Annotated in this window: 17 protein-coding genes and 2 tRNA genes; 4 read left to right on the forward strand and 15 right to left on the reverse strand. The window is 52.4% G+C overall.

Going from position 1 to position 25,638, the window contains the following annotated elements:
• Positions 1–475 precede the first annotated feature (475 nt).
• The 9 genes from B156_RS0111520 to B156_RS0111555 all read right to left on the reverse strand — a co-directional run bounded on the left by B156_RS0111520 (position 476) and on the right by B156_RS0111555 (position 7,777).
• On the reverse strand, positions 476–1,177 hold the full coding sequence (locus B156_RS0111520) for a DUF421 domain-containing protein (protein ID WP_018619858.1): 702 nt from the start codon (positions 1,175–1,177) through the stop codon (positions 476–478).
• A gap of 50 nt (positions 1,178–1,227) precedes the next feature.
• Positions 1,228–1,386 (reverse strand): 4a-hydroxytetrahydrobiopterin dehydratase, encoded by a 159-nt coding sequence (locus B156_RS30820; protein WP_425423307.1) that lies wholly within the window; start codon positions 1,384–1,386, stop codon positions 1,228–1,230.
• Between the two features lie 54 nt (positions 1,387–1,440).
• Positions 1,441–3,630 (reverse strand): beta strand repeat-containing protein, encoded by a 2,190-nt coding sequence (locus tag B156_RS0111525; RefSeq protein WP_026260774.1) that lies wholly within the window; start codon positions 3,628–3,630, stop codon positions 1,441–1,443.
• A 250-nt stretch (positions 3,631–3,880) separates the two neighbouring features.
• Positions 3,881–3,967 (reverse strand) — tRNA-Ser (locus B156_RS0111530).
• Between the two features lie 105 nt (positions 3,968–4,072).
• Positions 4,073–4,159, reverse strand: a tRNA-Ser gene (locus tag B156_RS0111535).
• Positions 4,160–4,255: 96 nt separating this feature from the next.
• Positions 4,256–5,335: an alpha/beta fold hydrolase gene (locus B156_RS0111540; protein WP_026260775.1), complete on the reverse strand. Its 1,080-nt coding sequence runs from the start codon at positions 5,333–5,335 to the stop codon at positions 4,256–4,258.
• 58 nt (positions 5,336–5,393) lie between these two features.
• A complete protein-coding gene (locus tag B156_RS0111545) occupies positions 5,394–6,482 on the reverse strand; it encodes an asparaginase (protein ID WP_018619861.1) in 1,089 nt (362 codons plus the stop codon).
• Between the two features lie 225 nt (positions 6,483–6,707).
• Complete coding sequence (locus B156_RS0111550) at positions 6,708–7,121, reverse strand: hypothetical protein (protein ID WP_018619862.1); 414 nt, start codon at positions 7,119–7,121, stop codon at positions 6,708–6,710.
• A 77-nt stretch (positions 7,122–7,198) separates the two neighbouring features.
• Entirely contained in the window at positions 7,199–7,777 is a 579-nt protein-coding gene (locus tag B156_RS0111555) for an NUDIX hydrolase (RefSeq protein WP_018619863.1), read from the reverse strand.
• 76 nt (positions 7,778–7,853) lie between these two features.
• Between B156_RS0111555 and B156_RS0111560 the strand changes: the two genes are divergently transcribed.
• The gene (locus B156_RS0111560) at positions 7,854–8,753 is read left to right on the forward strand and encodes a DUF2911 domain-containing protein (protein ID WP_018619864.1); all 900 of its coding nucleotides are present in this window, start codon (positions 7,854–7,856) and stop codon (positions 8,751–8,753) included.
• Positions 8,754–8,824: 71 nt separating this feature from the next.
• Here B156_RS0111560 and B156_RS0111565 read toward each other — a convergent pair whose 3' ends face one another.
• The 4 genes from B156_RS0111565 to B156_RS0111580 all read right to left on the reverse strand — a co-directional run bounded on the left by B156_RS0111565 (position 8,825) and on the right by B156_RS0111580 (position 17,508).
• A complete protein-coding gene (locus B156_RS0111565) occupies positions 8,825–9,313 on the reverse strand; it encodes a GtrA family protein (protein WP_018619871.1) in 489 nt (162 codons plus the stop codon).
• Positions 9,314–9,457: 144 nt separating this feature from the next.
• Complete coding sequence (locus tag B156_RS0111570; RefSeq protein WP_018619873.1) at positions 9,458–11,155, reverse strand: sodium:solute symporter family protein; 1,698 nt, start codon at positions 11,153–11,155, stop codon at positions 9,458–9,460.
• Positions 11,152–11,277: a hypothetical protein gene (locus B156_RS32390; RefSeq protein WP_018619874.1), complete on the reverse strand. Its 126-nt coding sequence runs from the start codon at positions 11,275–11,277 to the stop codon at positions 11,152–11,154. The genes B156_RS0111570 and B156_RS32390 overlap by 4 nt, the downstream gene beginning before the upstream one ends.
• Before the next feature lie 207 nt (positions 11,278–11,484).
• A complete protein-coding gene (locus B156_RS0111580) occupies positions 11,485–17,508 on the reverse strand; it encodes an ExeM/NucH family extracellular endonuclease (RefSeq protein ID WP_018619876.1) in 6,024 nt (2,007 codons plus the stop codon).
• Positions 17,509–17,937: 429 nt separating this feature from the next.
• Between B156_RS0111580 and B156_RS0111585 the strand changes: the two genes are divergently transcribed.
• Together B156_RS0111585 and B156_RS0111590 are read left to right on the forward strand one after the other, a co-directional pair.
• Positions 17,938–19,164, forward strand: a complete 1,227-nt coding sequence (locus B156_RS0111585) for an aspartate aminotransferase family protein (RefSeq protein WP_018619878.1) — start codon at positions 17,938–17,940, stop codon at positions 19,162–19,164.
• Between the two features lie 183 nt (positions 19,165–19,347).
• Positions 19,348–22,047: a TonB-dependent receptor gene (locus B156_RS0111590; protein WP_018619880.1), complete on the forward strand. Its 2,700-nt coding sequence runs from the start codon at positions 19,348–19,350 to the stop codon at positions 22,045–22,047.
• A gap of 139 nt (positions 22,048–22,186) precedes the next feature.
• Here the strand turns inward: B156_RS0111590 and B156_RS0111600 are convergent, their stop codons facing one another.
• Together B156_RS0111600 and B156_RS0111605 are read right to left on the reverse strand one after the other, a co-directional pair.
• Entirely contained in the window at positions 22,187–24,370 is a 2,184-nt protein-coding gene (locus B156_RS0111600) for a DUF5916 domain-containing protein (protein WP_040585520.1), read from the reverse strand.
• A gap of 130 nt (positions 24,371–24,500) precedes the next feature.
• On the reverse strand, positions 24,501–24,686 hold the full coding sequence (locus B156_RS0111605; RefSeq protein WP_018619886.1) for a hypothetical protein: 186 nt from the start codon (positions 24,684–24,686) through the stop codon (positions 24,501–24,503).
• 137 nt (positions 24,687–24,823) lie between these two features.
• Between B156_RS0111605 and B156_RS0111610 the strand changes: the two genes are divergently transcribed.
• The gene (locus tag B156_RS0111610; protein WP_026260776.1) at positions 24,824–25,561 is read left to right on the forward strand and encodes a phytanoyl-CoA dioxygenase family protein; all 738 of its coding nucleotides are present in this window, start codon (positions 24,824–24,826) and stop codon (positions 25,559–25,561) included.
• The last annotated feature ends 77 nt before the right edge of the window (positions 25,562–25,638 follow it).

A 25,638-nucleotide genomic window follows, 5' to 3' on the forward strand; every position in this document is an offset into this window, starting at 1 on the left:
TGCAAGTTTAGCCCAGGGCCGTCAGACCCATGTGCAGATTTCACCCAACTAGGTGCAGATTTCAACCAACTAGGCGCACATTTGGTACATCGGGCCAAAAAAGCAGAAAAAAAATAAGTTATTAGTTCTTTTTGCTGGGGGGATCTGTCCGCCGTTGCTGGCACGGGCACCAGGGGCGGGATCAGAGTCAGTCAACAATAACGCTACTCGGCGAGGCCTTACTAGGGTTCAGGGCCGGGTGCCCAAAGACATGGAGCGACCGATTAAAACAGAAAGCCGGAATCAGTCAGCCACGTAGTCTGCACCACCTATCGGCTGGGATCGTTGGACGTGTCAATGCTTTTCAGGAGGGGCCACTGCCGAAACCGTTCATTTAAACGTCCGATTACGGCTGAGGCTGATTATGAATTAGAAATGGAATGTTGAGATAGATCGTTTTGTCAGTACTTGTTAACTACCATCCGTAGCATTCACGTCAGGTTACCCGACGGGTTTTTAACGCTGGTACCCACTCCTTATGCTGACAATGGGGGCATATAACGGATTCCTGCGGCTGGAGATTTTCTACCTGACCACAGAAGCTACAGGCATAAAGGCCAGCTTTACTAATCTGAACCGACTTCTTATTGAATAATTCGGGTAAAATGGGCAACCCCGATTTCACCTGGTCATCTTCATAGAAAAACAGGCTCACATCACCACTAGATTCTAAATAGGCCCGGCGTACCTGCCCCAGATGTTCGATACCGCCTTCGCGCAATTCCATGAAAAATTCATCCTGGCCCAACTGTTCTTTTTTGAGTTCGTTGATGGCAAACTGCCCATCTTCAATCAACAAAATCGTTTTCCCCTGGACCCAATCCGACGCTTTAGTGGATGTGGCAGCCCAGCGAGTCAATGCCCGGAACGCAAACACGACAACCCCAAAAACGAGCAAGGCCGGTAATATGCCGACATCATGGTAAAACATAGGATCACCGGCGGCTGAACCCAGGCCTACAATCAGCACTAAATTCACGATCGTTAGCTGGCGGACTGTGGTTTTGCCCGTGGCCCGCAGGCTAATGAAAATGACCACAAACATAATCAGTGTTCGGACCCCTACTTCCAGGAGAAATTGTCCAGGCAGCTCACCCAATAAAATACGATGCCAATCGGTCAGTTCATAGTCATTCATGCGGAGGAAATAAGTTTATATTTTTCCTGTTAAACCCAAAGTAGCTGGCCTTAAAAAGGTTGAGAACTTACCACGTCTGGCAGGGAAATAAGGGCCACGCGGGTCATGAAGGCGAAAGCCCCGCTGAAACCGGCGAACGTAAAGTCGCGGGTGAGCTGGTTATCTATTTCCTGCCATATGGGGTACAAGTCTTTGCTTTTACGTCGAATTAACGACTTTCCGGATAACTATAAATGATTGACTTGCATAGCATTAGCTGCTCATTATTTCTCCAGCAATTGCTTTACCAATAGTTTCAGGGTATCAATATCGGTCTGTTGCCGTTGAATCGTTTCCTGCTGTTGCTTGTCAGCCTTTTCCAGTTGAATACTGTACAGCGTCAATTCCTCAATTTTTTCCAGCAGAGTAGCACTCATTTTTGCCGGGTCTACCCCTTCCCGAACAACCTGCTCTGCCGAGGGGACGCCTGGCAAATGACCATGCTGCCGAATGTAATCAGCTATTGATTGCAAGGGAAGAAGCTGATACGTGCTGGTAAACACCTTATCACTCCAAGCCTGCACGTTTTCAACCCGAAGTTTGTACCGCGCTTTTATCACATCGCCCCGTTCGTTAACGGTCAGAAACGCATCCGTCGATGTGTCAGGCTGACTATTAGCAGTTAGTTTCGTCAGGCGTAAACCACTCCTATCAGGCGTTTCACTAACTACTTCGAGTCGGGTAGCCGGTGCCGATGTGCCAATACCCACGTTAGCGTTGTTGCCCAGAATCAGGGCATTACTGGCCGCTACGACAGCCCCCGCACCCAGGGCTGTTGCATTGAAAAGGAGATGATCAGTGTTGGCCAGTAAAACCCCGGCCTGCGAACCCAAAAAGGTATTGCGCGAGCCTTTATCATGCTGCCCCGTGTTATAGCCCATATACACATTATCATCGGTGTCAACCGAAGCAGGTCCAGCCCCGTTACCAACAATAGTATTGTGGGAACCTGTTGAAATACCACGTCCGGCGTTGACCCCAAAGAAGGTATTACTTTGTCCGGATGTATTCTGGTAGCCTGCCTGATACCCAACGAATGTATTAGAATCGGCTACCGCATTATAACCTGATTGATAACCGAGGAATGTGTTCTTCTGGCCTGTCTTGTTGGAGTAACCAGCCCCGCTTCCTACGAACGCATTAGTTGAGCCAGTCGTATTTTGATAGCCCGCATAATAACCAACAAAGGCATTATTGCTCCCCGTATTAGAAAAGCCCGAATAGGCTCCCAGGAAGGCATTTTGATAGCCAGTAGTATTTTTATACCCTACGCTGGTTCCTAAAAACACGTTATAATACCCAGTTGTGTTATTGTATCCGGCGTTGGCTCCTATAAAATTATTCGAATAGCCAGTTGAATTGGTCAGACCAGATTTAGACCCTATAAACACGTTGTAGTTACCGATCGTGTTGGCACTACCTGCATTATCTCCCATGAAGGCATTATCATTACCGGTTGTATTCTTAAAACCGGTGGAATTGCCGAAAAATGTGTTGGCAAAGCCAGTTGAATTGAAAAAACCAGCATCGACTCCTATAAAGGTATTTTGGTAACCAGTTGTGTTGCTCAAACCTGCCCGGTATCCTATAAATGTGCCCCGAAAGCCTGTTGTATTTTGTAAACCAGCAGCACTTCCAACGAACGTGTTTATTCCTCCTTCCGTGTTATAATACCCCGCTGACCTTCCTATGAAGACATTATCTGTCCCGGTTGTATTATTGTACCCGGCACCACTTCCTACGAATGAATTATAACTGGCTGTTGTATTGCTGAACCCCGCCTGGTTCCCCAGGAACAAATTACTGGCTCCCGATGAGTTGTTTACGCCGGATTGGCTTCCGATAAATACATTACCGGATGCGGTATTGTTGTAGCCCGTTGAATCACCAATCATGATGTTGTAACTACCGCTACTTCCCAATGAGCGAACGCCCAGTGCTACGTTATTAACACCAGCCGTATTACGTTCCCCTGCCCCAAAGCCTACAAATGTGTTACTCCCGCCCACCGTGTTCTGCGAACCAGCCCAGCTACCAACAAATGTGTTTCTATAATTGGTAGTACCATTATTACCCGCGTATATACCCAGAAATACGTTGTACTCACCCGACTGCTGTAATCTACCCGCCCGGCTGCCTAAAAACGTATTATAGCTACCGGATGCCATGGTCCTACCTGCCAAGCTACCGATATAGGTGTTGAGCACTCCGGCAGTTTGCGACCTTCCGACCTCATTACCAACCAATGTATTTCCACTGCCCGTCATGACAGAATTTCCCGCCATTGGTCCCAGAAGTGTGTTTTCTGATCCGGGCGTAGCCGAATTTGCTGTATTCGCTACATAGTTGGTTTGTGCACTTGTCCATAAGTGAATACTTAGAAAAAGAGGGAGCAGGTAAAGGTTTTTTCTCATATTCGTATAAACTGCAGTGTACTGTTTGATGGGTGTAATAAACTAATTTCGTACAATAATAACTCCGAATACTTAAAATGACCGTTGTTTCATAAACAAGGGCAGCCAACAGATTGCCCCCATAAGAGAGTTGGAATTTGGAGTTGGCCGCGTCTAACCGTCCCGGCCCGTACTCTCACGAATACTTCAGGTGTCGGGTCAGATCCCATCATACAACAAAAAAGCCAGCCCATAACGGGACTGGCTTCGGCAGAGAGCGAGGGATTCGAACCCCCGGTACCCTTACGAGTACTTCTGATTTCGAATCAGACCCGTTCGACCACTCCGGCAGCTCTCTATTAGTCGTGTGTTTTTGTAACGTACTGGCAGAGAGGAAGAGATTCGAAGATGCGCGCATCCCCGGTCTCAATACGGTTACCCGCGTACTCTCTTTCTAATTGTGCAGAGAGGAAGAGATTCGAACTCTCGATACGGTTACCCGCATACACACTTTCCAGGCGTGCTCCTTCAACCACTCGGACACCTCTCTGTGTCAATCATGCCCGACGAATCGGAGTGCAAAGATGCAGGATTGATGCTAGAAACGCAATATGTCCCTAAAAAAAGAAGGTTAGGGTACCCATTCCTATTTCGTCCCGGCTAGAAAATTACGGATGTTTTCGTTCAGGAATTTGGCATCGGCCGGGTTACTGGCAGCCCCGGCGGTGTGTCCCCACAAGGAAGGAATCGGCTTTAGCACGACATGGGGGATAAAAGCGGCCTCGTATTTTGCATCGCCCACCGGGAAATAAAGATCGGTTTCGGAGGGCATGTATAACAAAGGGACCTGAATAGAGCGTAGGGCTTTTTCTATATTCCCATCAAACCCTTTGGTCATGCCCACGTCGTGGTACTCCCAGGTGCGCATTTGTAGAATCAGGTCATTAGCATCCGCCCCGTCAATAAAGTGCGTGCGGTAATTGGCGAGTACCTCCTCAAAGGTCGCGCCCGGCTTTGCCCGTTCGCGCCAGAGTTCCTTCCGCCACCATTCCTGCGAGTATAACCAGCCCGTCCAGACCACCGAGAAGGCCTGAATGCCTTTGGTGGGTGGTGTGGTATAGTCGCCGTTCATAAAGGCAGCGTCGGCGGTGAGGGCCGCAATCTGCCCCTCCAGCCGGACAACGCCGTGCGGATAGTTTTTGGCCGTACCCGCCGTCGCCACGATGCGGTCAGCAAAGGTGGGGTAACTCACCGCCCACTGAAAGGCCTGCTGGGCGCCCATCGAGAAACCGATAATGGCCCGCAGGTGCGTGATGGAAAACTGCTCATTCAGTAACTGATGGACGGCTGCTACATTATCCCGGATGGTCATGACCGGGAAGCGGGGGCCGTGAAAGGGTTGGGGCGTATTACTGGGCGATGAGGACCGGCCGTTGCCGAAGAGTTCGGTAGCCACCAGAAAATACCGGGTGGTGTCCAGGGCCTTCCCCGGTCCAATCAGCCATTCGTAGCCCCGGGCGGTGGCCATGTAATGCGAGGGCAACAGAATGGCATTATCACGGGCTTTGTTCAGGTGCCCGTAGGTGCCGTACACCACGCGGGCTTTGGGCAGGGAAACGCCGTTTTCGGTCTGGAAATTATCAATCACGAACTCCGTACGCCCAACCGGAGTTGTCGACTGAGCCAGCAGATGATGAGCCACCAGCAGCAGGAAAATCTTTTTCATTGTTGATGAACCTTTATTTAGTTGATAGTGAAACGGGTACTGAAGGTATCCACCGCCATTAGTCATTCATTTCTCCGCTGAGTGGCTGTGCCAGTAACGCACGCAGCCGCTGCGGATCGCGTTCCTGCCCCAGCAGTACCATCAGTTTGGTAATAGCCGCTTCGGTTGTGATATCGGCTCCGCTCACGACGCCAATCTGCAACAATTGCTGGCTGGTCTGGTAATGTCCCTGCGTGACGCGCCCTCCCTCGCACTGCGACACGTTGAATACCGACACACCCCGGTCAATGGCCCGTTTCAGGGTATCCAGAAACCACTCGTCCGTGGGTGCGTTACCGGCGCCGAAGGTTTCAAGAACGATTCCCCTGAGATTGGGTATGTTCACAATCGACTCTACAACCGGCTGGGTAATGCCCGGAAACAGTTTCAGAATAGTTACGTTTGGGTCCAGCTCAGTACGAAGCTGTAATGCCTGACCGGGTTGCCAGGGCCGGATGAACAGCCGGTTGTAGTCGATACTAACGCCAGCCGTGGCCAGATGCGGGTAGTTTTCCGATGCGAAGGCATTGAATTGTACACTCTCCCGCTTGGTAGACCGATTGCCCCGCAGCAACAGGGAGTTGAAATACACACATACTTCGGGCACAACAGGCCGATAGCCATCCTGACTAACAACCGAATCCACGGCGGCAGCAATTTCCAGCGCGGTGATGAAGTTTTCCCTTGCATCACTACGGGCCACGCCAATGGGCAGTTGGGCACCGGTCAGGATAACGGGTTTGTTCAGGTCAACCAGAATAAAACTCAGCGCCGATGCCGTATAGGCCATCGTATCCGTACCGTGCAGAATCACGAAGCTGTCGTATTGCTGGTAGTTATCCTGAATAATCTGCGCCAGTTCGACCCACACGGCGGGCTTCATGTTCGATGAATCAATAATAGCGGGCAGGGTGAGTAGCGTAATATCGAATGTGAGTCGCTTGAGTTCGGGGAGCCGGTCAACTACCCGATCAAAATCAAATGGGACAAGCTGACCAGTCTGCGGTTCGTACACCATCCCGAAGGTACCACCGGTGTAAATAACCAGTACAGACTGGCGGGGAGACTGGGGCGTCGTTAAATTAATACGTACCGTTTTGTAAGCCATACGCAAAGGTAAGGCATAATCCGGCTACCCGCGTTTCATTGGTCGGTAACACCGGGTGGCGGTTACACCGGCCCGGTAATGATGGTTGACGAACCATACTGAATGGGGCAGCATACACGATTAACAGGTAAACCTGACCTCGTTTGGCAGTAAAAGCCAGCGGCCCGGGCTATCCCGAAAACGGATAGCCCGGGCCGCTGGCCATGCTGTTTAATCAATTGGTAGTTAATCTATCAGGGTGTCTTTAGCAGCTTTGGCCACCTGCTCGACATAGTATTCCCTGGGATCAGCTGAACGCTGGGGTACACTCAGTCGCTGAATCTTATAATTCCGGTCAGCCAGATTAGTCGATGGTGTATGCGGTATCACCACACCACCAACGGGCTTTTTGTTAGGCATCTGATGTTTATAATTTACCAGTTGTGTTTCCGTCGATACGGGCCTACTGACCCCTACCGCTGGCTTACTTTCCCAACTGCGGGCAGCCGCTGCTGCCTGCGGGTGTTTATAATTGCTGGATGAATAAAACGGATTATTGAGCGGTTTTACCGGCTGAGCATCCCGCCTGTTTTGCGAGTAGACGCCCGTTACCCCAACAAACAAACTTAAAAAGACGATCAAAAAAAGTCCGGTTTTCATAGCTTTTTCATGATTTTGTTGTCTTACAAAGATATGAAATCCCGGTATTAAAAAGGCATTAAGGAATAACTATTTTTTTAGTTTTTACCAATTTTACGGATTAATCTGGCAATAGACTCTGAATCTGCGTAGTTAATGACAGTTTTTACGGAAAACCATTGGATATTCCTGACTTCTTCCGAAAATCCCAGTGGCTCAGCCGGGTCGGCCTCGATCAGAAAACGGATATCGTAGTGCAGGTGCTCCGGCACCTCGTTCCGGGCTGGAATCGGGTGTATGTCCACATCGAAAATGGGTATTGTCTGGCTGATTTCTGAATCAGCATTCCTATCTGGGGGTGCTATTACGGTCAGCCTGGTCAACCCCGTTTCTTCCTGCGCTTCCCGCAGGGCAACCGCTGCCACATCCGGGTCGCCATCGGCATGACCACCGGGCTGGAGCCACCGGTCAAGTTTTCGATGGTGAATCAGCAGCGTTTGTTGCCGGTCGGGGGAAACAATCCAGGCGGAACCGGTTATGTGCCCCTCCAGCAACGAGCGTTCGAAACAGTCGGGGTGCTGCGCCACAAAGTCGATGGTGGCCTGGGTCATAGCCTGCTCATTTGGGTCGGTGGGACGGTGCTGGCGGAGTAGTTTCAGCAAGGGTTGCCGGTGCATAAGTTGGGTTTTTGGGTAAAAAGCCGCAAATTTAGGTCGTTTTTCAAAAACAACTAAACTAATTCACTTTACAATCATGCGTAAACTCGTACTGAGTGGTGTTACGTTCTGCCTGGCGGCTCAATTAGCCACCGCCCAAATAAAGCTTCCTTCGCCCAGCCCCGGCGCTACGGTAATGCAAACCGTTGGCACCACCGATTTGACCGTTGTTTATTCCCGCCCGAGCCTGAAAGGCCGTCAGCCATTTTCGGGTGATTTTGTGCCCGCCGGAAAAGTATGGCGGACGGGTGCCAATGGCGCTACGCTGTTTACGACCTCCACTGACCTGATGGTGAATGGCAAAACGCTGGCTGCTGGTACCTATGCCATCATGTCGATTCCTGAGCAGGGAAATTACACGCTGATCTTCAACAAAAACAAGGGGGTTACCGAGGCTACCTACAAGCAGGAAGAAGACGTACTACGCGTTAACCTGACTCCGTCGGAAAACAGCGAGACAATCGAAACGTTCACCATTGGTTTTAGTGACCTGACGGACAGCACGGCTAACATGAACTTCATGTGGGCGAATGCCAAAGCGGCTGCCAACCTGAAAGTAGACGTCAATACCAACACGGCGGCCAACGTAGACAAAGCCGTGGCCGAGAAGCCGGAGGATGCAGCCGTATTGCAGGCCGCAGCCAGCTACAACGTGTCAAAGGGCCGTAACCTGGAGCAGTCGCTAACCTGGATCGACAAGTCGATTGCCATGAAAGAGACGTTCCGTAATTTGTACGTGAAGTCACAGATTCTGGCCAAAATGGGTAAGTATGCCGAAGCCGTTCCGCTGGCGCAAAAAGCCATGTCGGTTGGTCAGTCTTCCAACGACGCATCTTTCCCGTTCTTCAAAGATGGTATCGAGAAAAGCCTGGCGGAGTACTCAGCCAAAGCACCGGCTATGCCCGCAGTGAAAGGCAAAGGAAAGAAGGCGAAGTAAACTCGTTGTTCCCATACTGTGAAAGGCCGCCCTGATTCGTCAGGGCGGCCTTTCTTTTTCCTACATCCATTCTATAAACCCAGCAGGTTTTTAAGCTTCTCGTAAAAACCGGTGTTCCGAAAGGTAAACTGCTTGTGGAGAATGTAATTGCTCATAAAGCTTAATCCCATTCCTACCAGCTGCGAAATGAGTTTGGTCAGGTTAACCGCTTTCACCGAAAAGGGTATCAGAAACGTTAGCTGTCTGAATTCGCTGGCCAGATACTGGTACGTAATTGACGCGCCATAGACCGTGATAAGACCGGAGAGAACCGAGACCATCGTGAACTTGACGGCTTCGCGCCTGGTTTGGGCTGAGTTTCGGGCATTGAACGCAAACAGTTTGGTTAAAAAGAAACCAGCAAAAAAAGCAATCAGGTAGCCTGCCAGCAATGCCTGCTCATAGGTAACAAGGAACCAGTCCTGCAATAAGCTCCCCGCAATCAGTTGCAGCGATGCCCCGATGGCCGCCACAATAAAGTAAGCGATGACATCCCGGCGATTAAATAATTCACTTGCCATAGCGTACAATCAAAGGACAAGTGAGTAAAGAACGAACTAACATGGTTAATTGAAAACGGCAAACGTGCTGCATTAAATTAGAAAAAGCGGATACTATCTCAATGACTGATTAAAGAAAAATGACTGGCTTATTTTTTAGTTGTACTACTCGTTTGGTGAGGTTCGGAACAGCGTGCGCTGCAGCATCCAGGCAATACTCACCACCAGTAAACACCCAATGGCATTGAGCCACAGGAAAGCCGTCAGGTTGAGCATCCAGCTGATGACCACCAGCACTTCGGAGATGATAGCGGCCCAAAAGGTAGCCTGCCCACCGATGGATTTTACGTAAAAAGCTACTACAAACACCCCTAGAATAACCCCGTAGAACAGCGAGCCCAGGATATTGACGGCTTCAATCATACTCCCTAACTGGTTGGCAAACTGCGCCACTGCAATACAAAATATACCCCAGCCAATGGTGGCCCAGCGAGACGCATTCAGGTAATCGGCATCACTACCCGCTTTGTTGATCAGCCGCTTGTACACATCCACCACAGTGGTAGAGGCCAGCGAATTGTAGGCCGATGCAATGGATCCCATGGAGGCACTGAAAATAACGGCAATAAGCAGGCCAATCAGTCCGTGCGGCAGGTAGTCCAGCACAAAGCGCAGAAAAATGTAGTTCACATCGTTGGTATCAGCCACCGGGTTATTTAGCTGAATCAATTTGGTCACATCCGTTTTCACCCCTTTCAGGGCTTCATCGGTTTCACGCAGTATCGTACCGGCGGTGGTTTGCCCCGCTTCATCATCCGTCTGCAACGCTGCCTGCATAGCGAGAACGGCCTTTTGCCGCTGGGCAGTCAGGTTCTGATGCTTTATTTCGGCAACCTGATACTGAGATGCGTACCGGCTGTTTTTCAGACTTTCGGTTTCCTGTTTATTGAAAAAAGTAGGTGCCGGATTGAATTGATAAAAAACGAACACCAGCACCCCAACCAGCAAAATCAGAAACTGCATGGGTACTTTGAGTAAGCCGTTCATCAATAACCCCAGCCGACTTTGCCCAATGGATTGCCCCGTCAGGTAACGCCCCACCTGCGACTGGTCGGTACCGAAATAGGACAGTTGCAGAAAGAACCCGCCAATCAGGCCCGACCACAGGTTGTATCGGCTATCGGGGTCGAATTTGAGGTCGATTAGGTTCATCCGTCCGGCTTCACCCGCTACGTGCAAGGCATCGACAAAACCAACCCCTTCGGGCAGCATTTTCACCGTCAGGTACCCGGCCAGGCCCATGGCAAAGGTCACCACGGCCATTTGCTGCAGGTGGGTATATGATATCGCTTTGGTGCCGCCCGTTACGGTATAAATAAGGACGATGCCCCCCATCAGCAGATTGGTCCAGTAGATATTCCAGCCCAGAATGGTCGAAAGAATAATAGCCGGGGCGTAGATGGACAGGCCAGTCGACAGGCCGCGCTGGAGCAGGAACAGGCCCGCCGTCAGCGTTCGCACCCGCGTATCGAAGCGGTCCTCGAGAAATTCGTAGGCCGTAAAAATCTTAAGCCGGTGAAATATGGGGACAAAGGTGATCGACAGGACGACCATCGCCAGGGGAAGCCCGAAATAAAACTGAACGAACCGCATTCCATCGGTAAACCCCTGCCCCGGTGCCGACAGAAAGGTAATGGCACTGGCCTGGGTAGCCATTACGGACAGGCCAACGTGGTACCAGGGCAACGACTGACCAGCCAGCAGATAATCGTCCATGCTGCGGCTCCCCCGGCTTCGCACAATGCCATAGACAACAATACCAGTCAGTGTCAACACCAACACACTCCAGTCAATAATACTCATGACAGCCAGCGCATTAGCAGATAGAACAGGCAGATTTCAACAGCCAGGCTCCCCATTACGATAGCGTAGAGCTGATTCCAGGAACGAATAAAAGAGGGTAGTCCGGTATTGTTTTCGGTCATGAATGAAGTGGGTTGTGTTGCTATAACGGCGAAAATAAGGGAAATCCGTGTATCAAATATGATAATAACGACAAATGGATGTTTTTAGCAGGTGGATGGGAAGTCTCCTTTACTGACCAGCCAGTAGGGAACCGGTAAAAAAAAACCGGGCCAGGAAATCCCGGCCCGGTTGGCACAATCACTGGTTATATCAGCAGATGAATCAGATCAGTCTGCTTTAATCACCTTCACCAGTTGCGACTGTGTGGGGGTATTGGCCCGTAAAATCAGCACGCCCGATGGCAGATGATTCACCCGGAACTCAACCCGCTCTGAAGCAGTGGCCTGCTCCATTGCCTGCTGGCCCACAACCCGGCCCTGACCATCGGTCAGCGTCAGATTCAGCGAACCACCAGCCGCACCCGTTACCAGAATGGAGACTACATCACGAGCCGGGTTACCCAGCACCTGGAGTTGTAAGCCCGCAACCGGCTCCGCACTCACCCGCGCACTGGGGGCAGAAGGCGTACAGGCTGCCAGCCAGTTGTAGGCAAACGTGCTGCTCACTCCGCTCTGCACCGCACTCAGGGTAATAGTCGGATTATCGGTGTACAGGTTCAGCGTGTAAGGCCCTGGATTGGTGGTGGGCAGCATCTCATTGACCACCGAGAAGCTGATGGGAGCCCCATTGACCCCTGCGTACTGGGGAGTGAAACTCACCTGACGCTGACCGGCCGAGATGACCTGGCAACTCACCGTCTGCACCCCCGTGATGCTGAAGGTACCCGTTGGTGGAGGAGTACCACCGGCCGGACTAACCGTGAGGGTGAAGCTGGTGCTGGCATTCATGCTCCCCGGATCAGTCGCCGTGACAGTGACTGTGCTTACCCCCGACATACTTGGCGTTCCCGAGATGGTCGAAGGAGCGGTGAAACTAAGACCCGCGGGCAGGCCACTTACCATCAGGGTCAACTGATTGGGTGTCTCGGCATCGGTGAACACACCCGCCAGCGAGAGTGTGTAGGCCATGCCCACCGTAGCTGACTGGGGACTAACCGGGTTAGCCACCGTAGGCGGAGTGTTGGCCGTCGAGGAGCTACAGGCCGCCAGCCAGTTGTAGGCAAAGCTGCTGGCTATGCCGCTCTGCACTGCCTGCAGGGTCACCACCGGATTGTCCGTGTACAGGTCCAGACTGTAGGGACCCGGATTGGTGGTGGGTGTCATTTCATTGACCACCGAGAAGCTGATGGGCGCGCCATTGGTGCCCGCGTACTGGGGATTGAACGTCAGTCGGCGCTGACCGGCCGAGAGCACCTGGCAACTGATGGTCTGCACACTGGTGATGCTGAAGGTACCCGTTGGTGGGGGTGGTGTTCCGGCGGCCGGATTCACCGTGATGGTGAAGCTGGTGCTGGCACTCATGCTCCCCGGATCAGTGGCCGTGACGGTCACCGTCGAGACGCCCGACATCGAGGGTGTACCCGAGATGGTGGAAGGAGCCACAAAGTTGAGCCCCGCGGGCAGACCCATTACCGATAGCACCAGGCTGTTGGGTGTCTCGGCATCGGTGAACACACCCGCCAGCGAGAGCGTGTAAGCAATGCCCACCGTGGCCGACTGGGGCGGCACGGGATTCGCTACTGTGGGCGGGGTGTTACCCGTTGATGAGCTACAGGCCGAGAGCCAGTTGTAGGCAAACAGGGTGGTGGCCCCGCTCTGGGTAGCACTCAGGGTGATGACCGGGTTATCGGTATACAGATTCAAGGTGTAGGGCCCCGGATTAGTCGTTGGCAGCATTTCATTGACGACCGAGAAGCTCACTGGTGTTCCATTCAGACCCGCGTAGCGAGGGTTGAAGCTCACCCGGCGCTGGCCGGCCGAGATGGCCTCACAGCTTACGGTAGTAACCCCGGTGATGCTGAAGGTTGCCGTTGGGGGCGGAGTGGGCGCCGGGCTGACGGTGATGGTAAAGCTGGTGCTGGCCGACAGGCTCCCCGGATCGGTGGCCGTTACGGTTACACTGCTCACCCCCGACATCGAAGGCGTACCCGAAATGACGCGGGTACCGGGGTCAAAACTCAGCCCGTTGGCAGGGTTGATACTGGCCGTGTAGGTCAGGCCGTTGGGCGTCTCGGCATCGGTGAAGGCGTTGACCGTGTAGGAGAAGACCTGCCCGACGGCCGCCGTCTGGTTAGCATTGCTGGTAGCCACCGGAGGGGTGTTAGCCGGTGGAGCCTGGGTTACCGTTACGCTGACCGTACCGCTGATGCTCTGGCTGGTGGGCGAGGTGGCATCACTGGCGACGACGGTGAATGTCTGCACTCCTGCGGGGATGTTAGACACTGTAGCCGTGTTGCTGCCGGACGACTGGTTGATGGTGCCTGGCCCGCTAAAGGTGTAACTGTAGGGGGTTGTTCCGCCCGATACCGTGGCCGACAAAGTCGTCGTACCCGAGGTCAGAATCATGTTCGGACTGGCCGTGAATGTCAGGGCTAATGGCGTGACCACAACCGGGGCCGGACTCACCGTGATGGTGAAGGTGTTACTGGCCGTCAGACTACCTGGATCGGTAGCCGTCACCGTTACACTCGTCACCCCACTCATCGAAGGCGTGCCCGAGATGGTGGAAGGAGCCGTGAAGCTCAGCCCCGCTGGCAAACTACTTACCGATAGGGTAAGACTGTTGGGCGTCTCGGCATCGGTAAACACATTGGCTAGTGACAGCGTGTAGGCCACACCGACCGTAGCCGACTGCGGTGATACCGGGTTAGCTACCGTAGGCGGTGTATTGGCTTGGGTCACCGTTACGCTTACCGTACCCGAAATGGTCTGGCTGGTAGCATCACTGGCCACAACCGTGAAGGTCTGTACCCCGGCAGGGATACCCGACGCGGTAGCCGTGTTGCTGTTGGGCACTTGGCTGATAGTGCCCGGTCCGCTAAAAGTATAGCTATATGGAGTCGTACCGCCCGATACCGTGGCCGACAGGGTCGTTGTACCCGACGTAGTCAGCATCGTTGGACTGGCCGTAAAGGTCAGAGCCAGCGGGGTAGTTGCTGGCGTCAGATTAAGACCAACAATGACCGGATCGTGATCGGAGGCCCGGAAGGGTTCGGGGTTATAGAGACTGGCAATCTGACCCGCCGTTTTGAACTCCGTATTATAGTCCAGCACACTGGGTTCATCTGAATTGATGTGCCATTTATCGGTACCGGCCACCTGTGATTGCAGACTGGACGAACGCAGGGCGTGGTCGAGTGCCCCAACAAATCCATCAAATACGTATGAATAGGTGGTTGGGGGAACCAGGTTTGTGTAGCCACCTGACTCCAGCGTTGTCAGTGGGTCCTCCTTCGCGTAGGCGTTCAGGTCACCAACAATCAGGTAATCAGGGTCGGTGGTACCCGTTGGGTTAGTAGCTAACCACGAGACCAGATCCTGTGCCTGCCGGGTACGAGTTCCGTTAGAGGCAGACTGCCCATCACCAGCATCAGTATCGCCAGCGCCACTACCTGACCCTTTCGACTTCCAATGGTTAGCCACTAATGTAAATATGCCATTAGTTGTGTTATCCTGGAACGTCTGCGCCAAGGCGCGTCGACCGACTGATGTAAACGAGCCCGTTCCGTAGCTGAACGGGATGGCCGTTGACGAACCGACGGGCGTTACTTTGGCCGGTTTGTAAATCATGGCTACCGTAATGGCATCCGTTGAAATACAACCCGAATTTACGTAGGTAAACGAATTGGCACCAGCAACAGCGTTCAGTCCGTTGATCAGATCCTGGATGGCACTAGTAGCGCCAAAACCGTTGTTCTCCATCTCATTCAGGCCCATCACATCTACACCAGAAGTAATAATGGCATTGATGATCTTGTCGCGCTGCCGGGCAAATTCAGTGGCATTGTTGGCACCCCGTCTTCCAATTGCGTTGCCACTGCAGTTCGTAAAATTCGACGTTCCCAGGTCGTTGAAGTAGTTCAGCACGTTGAAGCTACCCGCTTTAAGCGTTCCTCCCACTACGGGTGGCGTAGCCGGACGTGGATTGGCGGGTTGAAAATCAACGCCGGTATTAGTTTGCAGCCTGTACCCTTCCGACCGCTCGTCCAGAATAGCCGTAATGCTGGCTACATTGTCGCCACCCCGCAGGGTATTTGTTGCGCTGAGGGGATTACCTCCGCGACCGAAGATGATCGGATCGGGGTTCTGACCGGTACGGCCATCGTCAAGATAAATCCGGCGCTTGGCAATTTCAGCCAGATAAGCCGAGTACCCAGCTACACTGGGTGCAAAGAATTGCGTGTATTGGTCAAGACGGGGGTCGGTACCGGGTTGGTCAGTGGCACCCGTAGCCGAAAGCAGCACCTGCCCAAAACGACCAAGCTCGAAGTATTCGGTAACCGTCAGGTTGCCCGACGCGGCACTCATGGTAACGAGCATGCCTTCGTATTTCTCCAGATCGGATACGGCTGTTACCGGTAACGTAACGTTGACTGCTGTAGGCAACGGGTTTCCCGTAGATACTGTGACCACGTTTGCCGCACTCGACAACGTGATTTGGGTCAGGCTACTGTTATTGCCTTTGGCCGAAGAAGCAAACTCCGATACGGTCCCGGTTACACGCACTTTAGTACCCGAAGTGCCGGTAAAGTATCCCGACGGGTCATAAATAAAAACACCTTCCGATGTGTTTGGGTCAGCATCAGCGTCGGCATCTTCCTCCTGTATATAGAAGCCGTTGAGGGCAGTACTGCCACTAAACGTCCGCGTTACAATGCCTTCAATGGTTAAGGTGGCACCAGGAACGGGAGTTGTGGCACCGTTCCCCTGGACATCATGTATCTGCGAAAATTCGTCATTAACAATCGTACCCTGACCCTGCCCATCGGTTACAATAGTATTCGTAGCATTCGTTACGTTAACAAAAAAGGTTTCGTCAGCTTCTGGCGTAGTATCTCCATTAACCAATACGTCGAATGTATACGTACTGCTGCCTGCGGGAATAGTCTGGCCGGTTAATGATTTAGCGGTATAGTCGCCGGGTTCTATAGCGGTACTATTGGCTGTAGCAATATCGAAGGTGACACCACCGGCTGGAGCTGGAGCCGATAGGTTGACCGTAAAGGTATAGGTCGTTGTGCCCGCGTTGCCTTCATTGAGTGATACATCGTTGATGGTGAGGGTAGGGGCTGCGTCATCATTAACAATCGTGCCCTGGCCTTGCCCATCGGTAACGGCAGCTCCAGCTCCTGTAACGTTACTTACGTTAACAAAAAAGGTTTCGTCAGTTTCCGGCGTAGTATCTCCATTGCCCAATACAGTGAATGCATACGTACTGCTGCCTGCGGGAATAGTCTGACCGGTTAATGATTTAGCGGTATAGTCGCCGGGTGCTGTCGCTGTTCCATCGGCCGTGGCAATATCGAAGGTAACACCACCGGGTGGAGCTGGAGCCGATAAGCTGACCGAAAAGGTATAGGACGTTGTGCCCGCGTTGCCTTCGTTGAGCGATACATCGTTGATGGCAAGATTGACGGGGGGGACCGCTTGTGGAGTTATACTAAAATCGTCAATAGCAAGGCCATCGTCCGCACCTGTTGCATCTATATCATTAAAGCGAATCCAGAATGTAGCACCCGGCGCGATTGACAAACCGGTTATAGTCCAGGAAATAAGAGTTCTATTCCCCGTTACATTACCATCTTTTGCCCCGGCAGTTGTTTGATTCGGTGTACTGAAATCAAGCGCATCAACATCAACGTAGGTACCCGTTACCAAATCAGTGGCATTGGTACTATACTGAAAATCTAGCCGATCAGCCCGAGCTGCTGTACCTAAACGCCACTCTTCGCCAGTATAACTAATTGCGAGGTTGGTAATGGTGCTCCCTGTGTTGTTGGTAAAAGCCGCGCCAAAAATCGGAATTAAGGTGCCGCTGCGCAGTTGTCCTAAAGCCCGGTCTGTACTTGCTGCAGCCCCATAGCTATACATATCGCCAGTAGTACTGCCTCCTGTATCGACGGCATACTGCTCATTGTCTCTGGCTCCTCCACCTGATTCCGTCAAGAACCATCCGGTAATGGTTAGATTATTAGTTGTACTACCAGCCGTGTTGGATAATGTATTAAAATCCTGCGTGTAAGACGAGCCAATCGAGGTGAGAGATATTCCCTGTGCCCAGGCACCCTGTGCAAAAAGAAAAGCAGCAAATAAGAGCCATAATCGGCTCACTGCACGTAGCTGTTGATTCATAAGAAATGAGTTTATTAGAATTCGTGTAAAACTACACAAAAAAGCAGGTACTAAGATTGCTTTAATGTTAACAACTTCATAAGCCCGCGCGCTTTCTTTTGCGGGATAGTCAATTGATCTTTTGTTACTTTCCCAGTAGTAATTCAGGCTGCAAAATCTGTTAAAATTCACCTATCAAATCCCGCCCGATGAGCCGGTTATAGCCGGGATACGGTAGAAAACGAACCCGACTGTTGTATAATGATGCGTTGTTCCGGTACACAAGACTGTATACACCCAGAATGTCGGCGCTGTAGGTCAGAGGAATTAATCATCATCAGCTGAACCGGCAGTATACCGGGGCAGAGCAACAGGAAAAGCAGAACTGTTTTCATGGCTGCTGATGTTTCATTTTAGCAAATCAATGGTACTTATTTAATTCTCTACACGGTGACAGACCGGCAGTTATTCCTACAGCATATCGCGCAGACCTCCGATTTCCCGTTGGGGTTGGAAATTGAGCGGGCAGAAGGCGTATTTATTTTTGGACAGGATGGAACAGCCTACATGGACCTGATTTCGGGCATTGGCGTGAGCAATGTGGGACACCGGCACCCGCACGTACTTGAAGCTATTCATAACCAATTAGATAAATACCTGCACCTGATGGTGTACGGCGAGTACGTTCAGACGCCCCAGACTCAGCTGGCCCACGCCCTGACCCAAACCCTGCCCGAAACGCTGAACACGGTGTACTTTACCAACTCCGGCACCGAAGCGGTGGAAGGAGCCATGAAACTGGCCAAACGCTACACCGGCCGGCGGGAGATTATCAGTTGTTTCAACGCCTACCACGGCTCCAGCCAGGGGGCCCTGTCGCTGTCGGGCGACGAGAATTTCAAACGGAACTACCGCCCCCTCCTGCCCGGCATCCGGCATATTCAGCACGGCAACCAGGCCCACATCGGGCAAATTACCCAGCAAACGGCCGCCGTCGTGATGGAAGTGATTGCCGCCGAAGCGGGCGTTCGGGTGCCGGACGCAGCCTACCTGCAAGCCGTGCGGCAACGTTGTACGGAGGTGGGTGCGCTGTTGATTTTCGACGAGATTCAAACGGGTTTTGGCCGGACGGGTACGTTCTGGGCGTTTGAGGGGTTTGGTGCGGTGCCGGATATTCTCCTGTGTGCCAAAGGCATGGGGGGGGGTATGCCCATCGGAGCCTTTATCAGCTCGGCTGGCATCATGCAGGTATTCCGTACCAATCCTATTCTGGGCCACATCACCACGTTTGGCGGGCATCCGGTTTCGTGCGCGGCCTCGCTGGCCACGCTGCAGGTTATTCAGGGGCACTCCACTGGTGCGCGGTCCGCCGGCGCGGAGACCTTATACGAACAGGCCGAAGCCAAAGGACAGTTGTTCCGGCAATTGCTGGTGCATCCGGTCATTAAGGCCATACGGGGGAAAGGGCTCATGCTGGCCGTAGAGTTCGACTCCTTCGCCGTGCTGAAACCCATCATCGACCAGGCCATCACGCAAGGCATCATCACGGATTGGTTTTTATTCTGCGATAACTCCATGCGGATTGCGCCCCCACTCATCATTACCGAAACTCAGATTCGGGAAGCCTGCGCGGTGATTCTGGAAGCGATTGAAGCCTGTACGGAGGTAGCCGCCTGAGGGCTGAAGCACCAAACCGTTCATCTCGTTTCTATCCGGTCCGACAGTACCTAAAACGGTAGCTCAATCGATTTGCAAAAACGTCACATTAAATTCTAATGAAATTCTAAGGAGAAAAAAGGAACAGCTCAGTAGAACGATTGGTTAATAGTGTATAAGTATTTATCACTCAACCGTTTACTAATGACCTTTTCTTCCTTCATCTATGCCACACCTGTCTCTCTCCTGACCATCTGCGCGGCCGCTGCCCAGCAGCCGGTTACCCAGTCGAATGGATTACTCCAGGCAATTGGCATGAAACCGGACACGGTAGCCCCCCTGACGAGAACTGATTCGCTACAGTTGAACCGGGAAACACCCGGCTCCACGGGCCTGACAGCTCCCAGAACGAATGCACCAGCAGCCGGGAACAGGCCGAACAGCCGCCAACCCGACGAGGATTTTGTACCCGAAACGTACTATTCTGCCGAAACCGATAATGACAATGCGCCTAAAACGGGTAAGCTGAGTGGGCGGCTAATGGCTAGTCAGGATGGAAAAACAAAAGGCGTTCCCTTTGCCAGTATCGGGTTGTTTCGGGCCAAAGATTCCAGTTCGGTGGGCGGTGGCCTGACCGACGAGCAGGGGTTATTTTCGATACCCAATCTGGCGTCGGGCCGGTATTACGCCCTGGTTCAGAGTATTGGCTTCGAGCCAAAAACCCTGCCCCGTATCGTTATCACCCAAAGCAAACCGACCCTCGACCTGGGTACAGTCACCCTCAAACAGGCCACCCGCCAGTTAGCTGAAGTAGTGGTGCAGGGCGAAAGACCCGCTTTCGAATACACACTGGACCGGAAAATAATCAACGTCGACCAGCTACCCATTGCGCAGGGTGGTTCGGCCATCGATATTCTGCAAAACGTACCCTCGGTAACGGTTGATGTAGATGGCTCACTGAGTTTGCGGGGTAGTGGCAATGTAATCGTGCTGGTCGATGGGAAACCGTCGGGTCTTACGGGGCTGGACCGGCAGGCGGTGCTGGACCAGATTCCGGCCAGCAACATCGAACGGATTGAAGTAATCACCAACCCCTCCTCCCGGTTCGATGCCGACGGGGGTGCGGGCATTATCAACATCGTCCTGAAAAAAGAACAGGCCAGCGGTTTCAACGGCAACGTACAGCTCAATGTAGGTACCCGCGACAAGTACAATGCATCCGTTAATGTGAACGCCCGATTCAAAAAACTGAACCTGTTTGGCAGTTACAATTTCCGCGAAGACCGCCGGTTCCAGTACCGGGTGTCGGAGCGGCAAAACCTGTTTACGGATTCGGTCAGCTACCTCGCCCAGCGCAACGATGCCATTCGTCGGCGGGTCAATAATAACCTGCGGCTGGGATTCGATTATACCCTTTCTGATCATGACAACATTTCGGCATCGGTCCTGTACCGACCCGGCTACAGTTATGATTCGGAATTCGAAACGTTCAACACCCTGAATGCAAACCGGGTTTCGCTCGGACAAACGTTCCGGACCAACGAAGAACGGGAGCCTCAGCGGGGGTTGGATTACAAGCTTGGGTACCGGCGTACGTTCGATAAAGAAGGCCGTGAGCTGACGGCGGATGCAACCCTGTCGAACAATACAGGTACGGAATACCAGAATTTCACGAATACCACTACCCTCCCCCCCAACCTGCTGGCCTCCAGTTTTCTGATTGGCGACCAACGGGCGACCAACAACCAGAATAACCGGGTAGCGGTGTTACAGACGGACTATGTGGAACCCCTGAAAGAGAAACAAAAGCTGGAAGCGGGTCTTAAGTACACGTATCGCCAATTGGGGGCCGACTACGTTTTTGAAAACCGCGACGATAATGAGTGGGTGCTGAACACGGCCATCAGTAACAACTTTATCTATAACGAGCGCACCAGCGCAGCCTACGCCAACTATGGCAATGAACTCAAAAAGTTCAGCTATCAGCTGGGGCTTCGAACGGAATACACAACCATCAATACGGAACAGCGGACAACCGGTCAGCAAAACAATCGAACATACGTCTACCTGTTCCCCAGCGCGTTCTTCAATTACAACCTGAGCCAGGCTCAGAAGATGCAGGTGAACTACACCCGGCGCATCAACCGGCCATCGGTGCGGTCACTGAACCCATTTTTCGATTTGCAGGACCCGCTCAACATCAGCTATGGTAACCCGTTCCTGAATCCGGAATTGATTAACTCGTTTGAACTCAGCCACCTCTGGACGGGTAAGTCAACGTCATTGACCTCTTCCCTCTTTTACCGGCAAACGAATAATGAGATAACCCGCTACCGAACCCTGCGCGACGATGGCATTACGGAACAAACCTACCTGAACCTGAACCGGTCGCAGAATTATGGGCTGGAGCTGGTGCTGGAGCAGGAACTGACCCGCTGGTGGAAAATAAACGGGACCGCCACCTTCTTTCAGCGAACCATTCAGTCCAGTGCCGACATCCCGGGCCTGCTGACCCGGACCAATAAAAGCTGGACGGGCCGTATCACCTCCAATTTCCGTCCGCTGCGCAGTACATCCATTCAGGTGGCGGTCAACTATCGTTCGCCGTTTATTGTGGCGCAGGGAACAATTCAGGAGTTTTTCAACGTCAACGTGGGGGTTAAACAGGACGTGTTGAAAGGACGGGGCACGATTAGTTTTCGGATGAGTGATATTTTCAACACCCTGCAATTTCAGATCGACAGCTTCGGGTCGAACTTCGTTGCCAATACCATCGGCAAACGCGAAAGCCGGATTGGCTTTATTGGCTTCACCTACCGCCTGAGCCGCCAGAATGCAAAAGACCGGGATGCCGATAGCGACCGTCAGTCGGATGACGGAGGGGGTGGCGGTATGAACAACTAATCAACCAGGTTACTGTCTAGGGAAACAGCACGGTCAACGTGCCCAGTAAGAGGGCAATCCCGAAAATAATGGCCAGACCAATCAGGACAGTTTTCACTAAGCTACCCGACTTTTTGGGCGATGAATTAGGCATAGGAGATCAGGCGTTTAGCCAGTACGATAATTTGAGAACCAACGCCCGGTTTTTGCTGGCAAATGAACCGGGCAGGTAATTTTCCTGATATACAACGAACAAATCCGATACGGACGCGTACCGCCATTGCAACCGGGCATTCAGATTGACATTGGCCGTCTGGTTATTAAACTGCATGAAGGTTGTCAGGAATACTTTACGCGAGAATGTAATGTCGGCACGGGGGCCAAGCAGCAGGTATTCAGCCGATTTGTAGGGTTCCGGCAGGCGGATGTTGTTGTACTCAGCCGCAATACTGAGCGTGCCGTAGGGCTGAAAACGGTACTGAGCCGTAGCCGACAGGTTCGTGTTTTCGCCGTTAAAATAGCCGCCCGAATAAACATCAATAGACCCATTCAGCCGTTTACGCCGGTCGGTGGCGAAATGCGCGAAGGCCCCTCCGGTGCGGTACGCCGTGTTTTGCGGTAGAGCCAGTCCATCGGAGTTGGTGGGGTCGTAAGCGAAGAACAGATAGGTGTACCCAGTCGAGTAACCGGCGTACCCTTCAGCCGTGTTTCGAAAGGCCAGCCCATAGCCATAATCGGCCGAACGGTCGGTCACCTGCCCACCAATGTTTCGGATGAGCATGCCCCCGAAGTAGGACCCGTGGGACACGACTGCCCGCTCCCCTTTCACGTAGAACGTGGTGTTATTTTCGATGCGGTACCGCCAGTAGCCCGTTCGGGGAACAAAGCCAATATCGTTGATGAAGTAGTTTTTACCGATATACTCATACGCCCCCTCCAGCGAAAAATTCCGGCTGGTATACAACAGGTTAGCCCCGTGCGACCGGGCATCGGCCAGGGCGTAGGGTTTGATGGCCTGCTGATAGAATACCTTGCCACTCCAGCGGTTACTGGTCGTCTGGAGGTTATATTCCAGGCCACCCACGCGGGTAAACTGACTGCTGTCGGCCGGGCCACCCACGCGCTGCCGGTTCACGAGAATAGCCCCAATGTTGGAGCGGCCCAATACCTGCCGCTGCACCACGGCAACGGTGTAGTTCTGACCGTTGATTCCTTCGGATGCCTGACTCGCCGTTTGGGTGTTGAGCAACCCCACCCGCCAGTCGCGACCAACTTTTCCACTTAGCCGCGCGCCGTAAAGCAGTGGATTTTGCACGATAACGCCGGTGCTGGTATCGCGGGCAATGCCGATGCGCCGACTGAAAAAGGGGCGGGTCCGGTCGGAACCGAAGTTGGCAAACAGGTCCTGGTTCTCGATAAAAAATTGCCGCCGTTCGGGATAAAAGAGTTCAAAACGGCTCAGGTTCGTTACCTGCTGGTCGGCTTCGACCTGCGAGAAATCGGGATTTACGGTCAAATCCAGGTTAAGGGACGGGGTAATACCAATTTTAGCATCGAACCCAATACCGCCTTTAAACGCGCTTGCTCCCCCTTCGTTCCGCCCATCCACGTACCGGCCGCTGACGTACGGAATCAATGAAACATTGGGGCCGGGATTCGGAAGTGGCGTACTGAAATGAACCGTATCCGCAAAGGCCATCGCCGAAATCCGCATGGCTACCGGCACCCGTCGCCAGGCCGTTCGCTGGTTGTTTTTCAGGTCATGGCGGGCAAAATTCATTAGAAAATACCGGGTGTCTCTCCGGTACCGGATTGTTTTGAGGGGAATCATCAACTCCGCCTGCCAGCGGTCGGGGTACACTTTCACGGCCGAACGCCATTTGTTGTCCCACTCCGACGCCACCCGTTCGCCATTGTACAGTTGACCTTCGCGCTCTACGCCGAGTGGGGTTACGTTGAAGGTAAATCCGTTGATCCGGTCGCCGAAGGGGTCCAGGTACACCGTAAAATTATCGTTCTGGTCCCAGTCGAAATCCCGTTTCAGGGAAGAAGCGATAAACGGTTTCGCCCGGTCTTTATCGAAACAGATAACCGCAATGTACAGGTTACCCCGGTCGTAGGTCATCCGGACATCGGTGCGGTTATAGGCCGGTAGCGTATCGTTTGGGTAATTCTGGATAAAGTCACTGGCCACGTTGGCTTGCTGCCAGACGGATTCGGTTAATTCCCCATCCATCCGAATCAGCGAATCGGTGGGCATCACGGTCAGGGATTGCGAACGGACAACAAGGAGGGGACTGGTAATCAGGAGTAACGAACAAAGTAAGCGTAAACGAAGAGTCATAAAAACGGGGTAAAATCAGCTGCATTGTATTGGTTTGTTTCCTAACAAACCAAAGGCCAAACAGGCACGCCTTGCTGGCAACTACCGTAAAGACACGAATTAAGGCCACAGGGTTGCCATTGGAGCCGAATTATTTTCGATTATAGCCTTCCAGAAAAGAGGCTTTGACAGGGTTCGTTTCCTCCGTCGTAAATTCCTTTCGGCCTTTACGCTCAAAAACACCCACTTTCAGTGCATCAACTGACCAGTTGGGGTGCTGTCGACGGAATTGGTCAAAGACTATCCCCTGCCCTCCTTTAACCCATTCAAATACCATCCTGAGCCGTTGCGCCAGTAGCTTCTGGTGTATACTCTGTCTCTACAACCAACGTATGGCAAGTAGGCTGTCTGTTATATGCGGTAGAATCCTTCCTTATGGTGTTTCTACCTGTATGGCCTTATTTTGACATTGATATGCTCACGAAACAGGAAATCGATTTTTTGGATACCTATGGTTATCTTGATTTAGGGCAGTTATTGACCGCCGACCAAGTCGACCAAATCAATGACCGCATTGCTGAATTGATGCAGTCGGAAGGGGAAAATGCCGGGGCAGAACTGGCCGCATCAAACTATATCCGCCACCCGAAAGAAGAAGGGGCAGACCGCCTGGCAGATTTGGTCAATAAAGGGCAGATTTTCGATATTTTTTACACCCATCCACGGGTACTAGCGGGGATCGAAGCAGTTTTAGGGCAGGCCTACAAATTGTCGTCTCTCAATTATCGGGCGGCAAAACCCGGTAAAGGGCTCCAAAAACTTCATGTCGACTGGAAAAATACGGTCGTGAGTGGTTCCTATAAAGTCTGCAATAGTATATGGCTTTTAGATGATTTTACGGAACACAATGGTTCTACCCGCATCGTGCCCAAAACGCATACAGTAAACATCCTGCCCGATGAAGCGATGGCTGACCCCAACGAAAAGCACCCTGATGAAATTCGGATACTGGCGCCCGCCGGATCGGTCTTTATTTTCAACTCACATGTATGGCACGGCGGCACGACGAATCAAACCGACCGTGACCGACGGAGTATTCATAGTTATTTCTGCTCCCGGGAACAACCGCAACAGATTGACCAGAAGAAGTACATAACAAAAGAAACTATGGATCGAATTGGCGAAAAAGGCAGGCACATTTTAGCTGTTTAAGTAGCTACAGCGCAAGTACCGGGCTGGAAAAATGCAACCAACTTTCCGGGGTGGGGCTCAGTACATATGGTATAGTG

It is taken from the genome of Spirosoma luteum DSM 19990 (assembly GCF_000374065.1).
GTDB lineage: Bacteria > Bacteroidota > Bacteroidia > Cytophagales > Spirosomataceae > Spirosoma > Spirosoma luteum.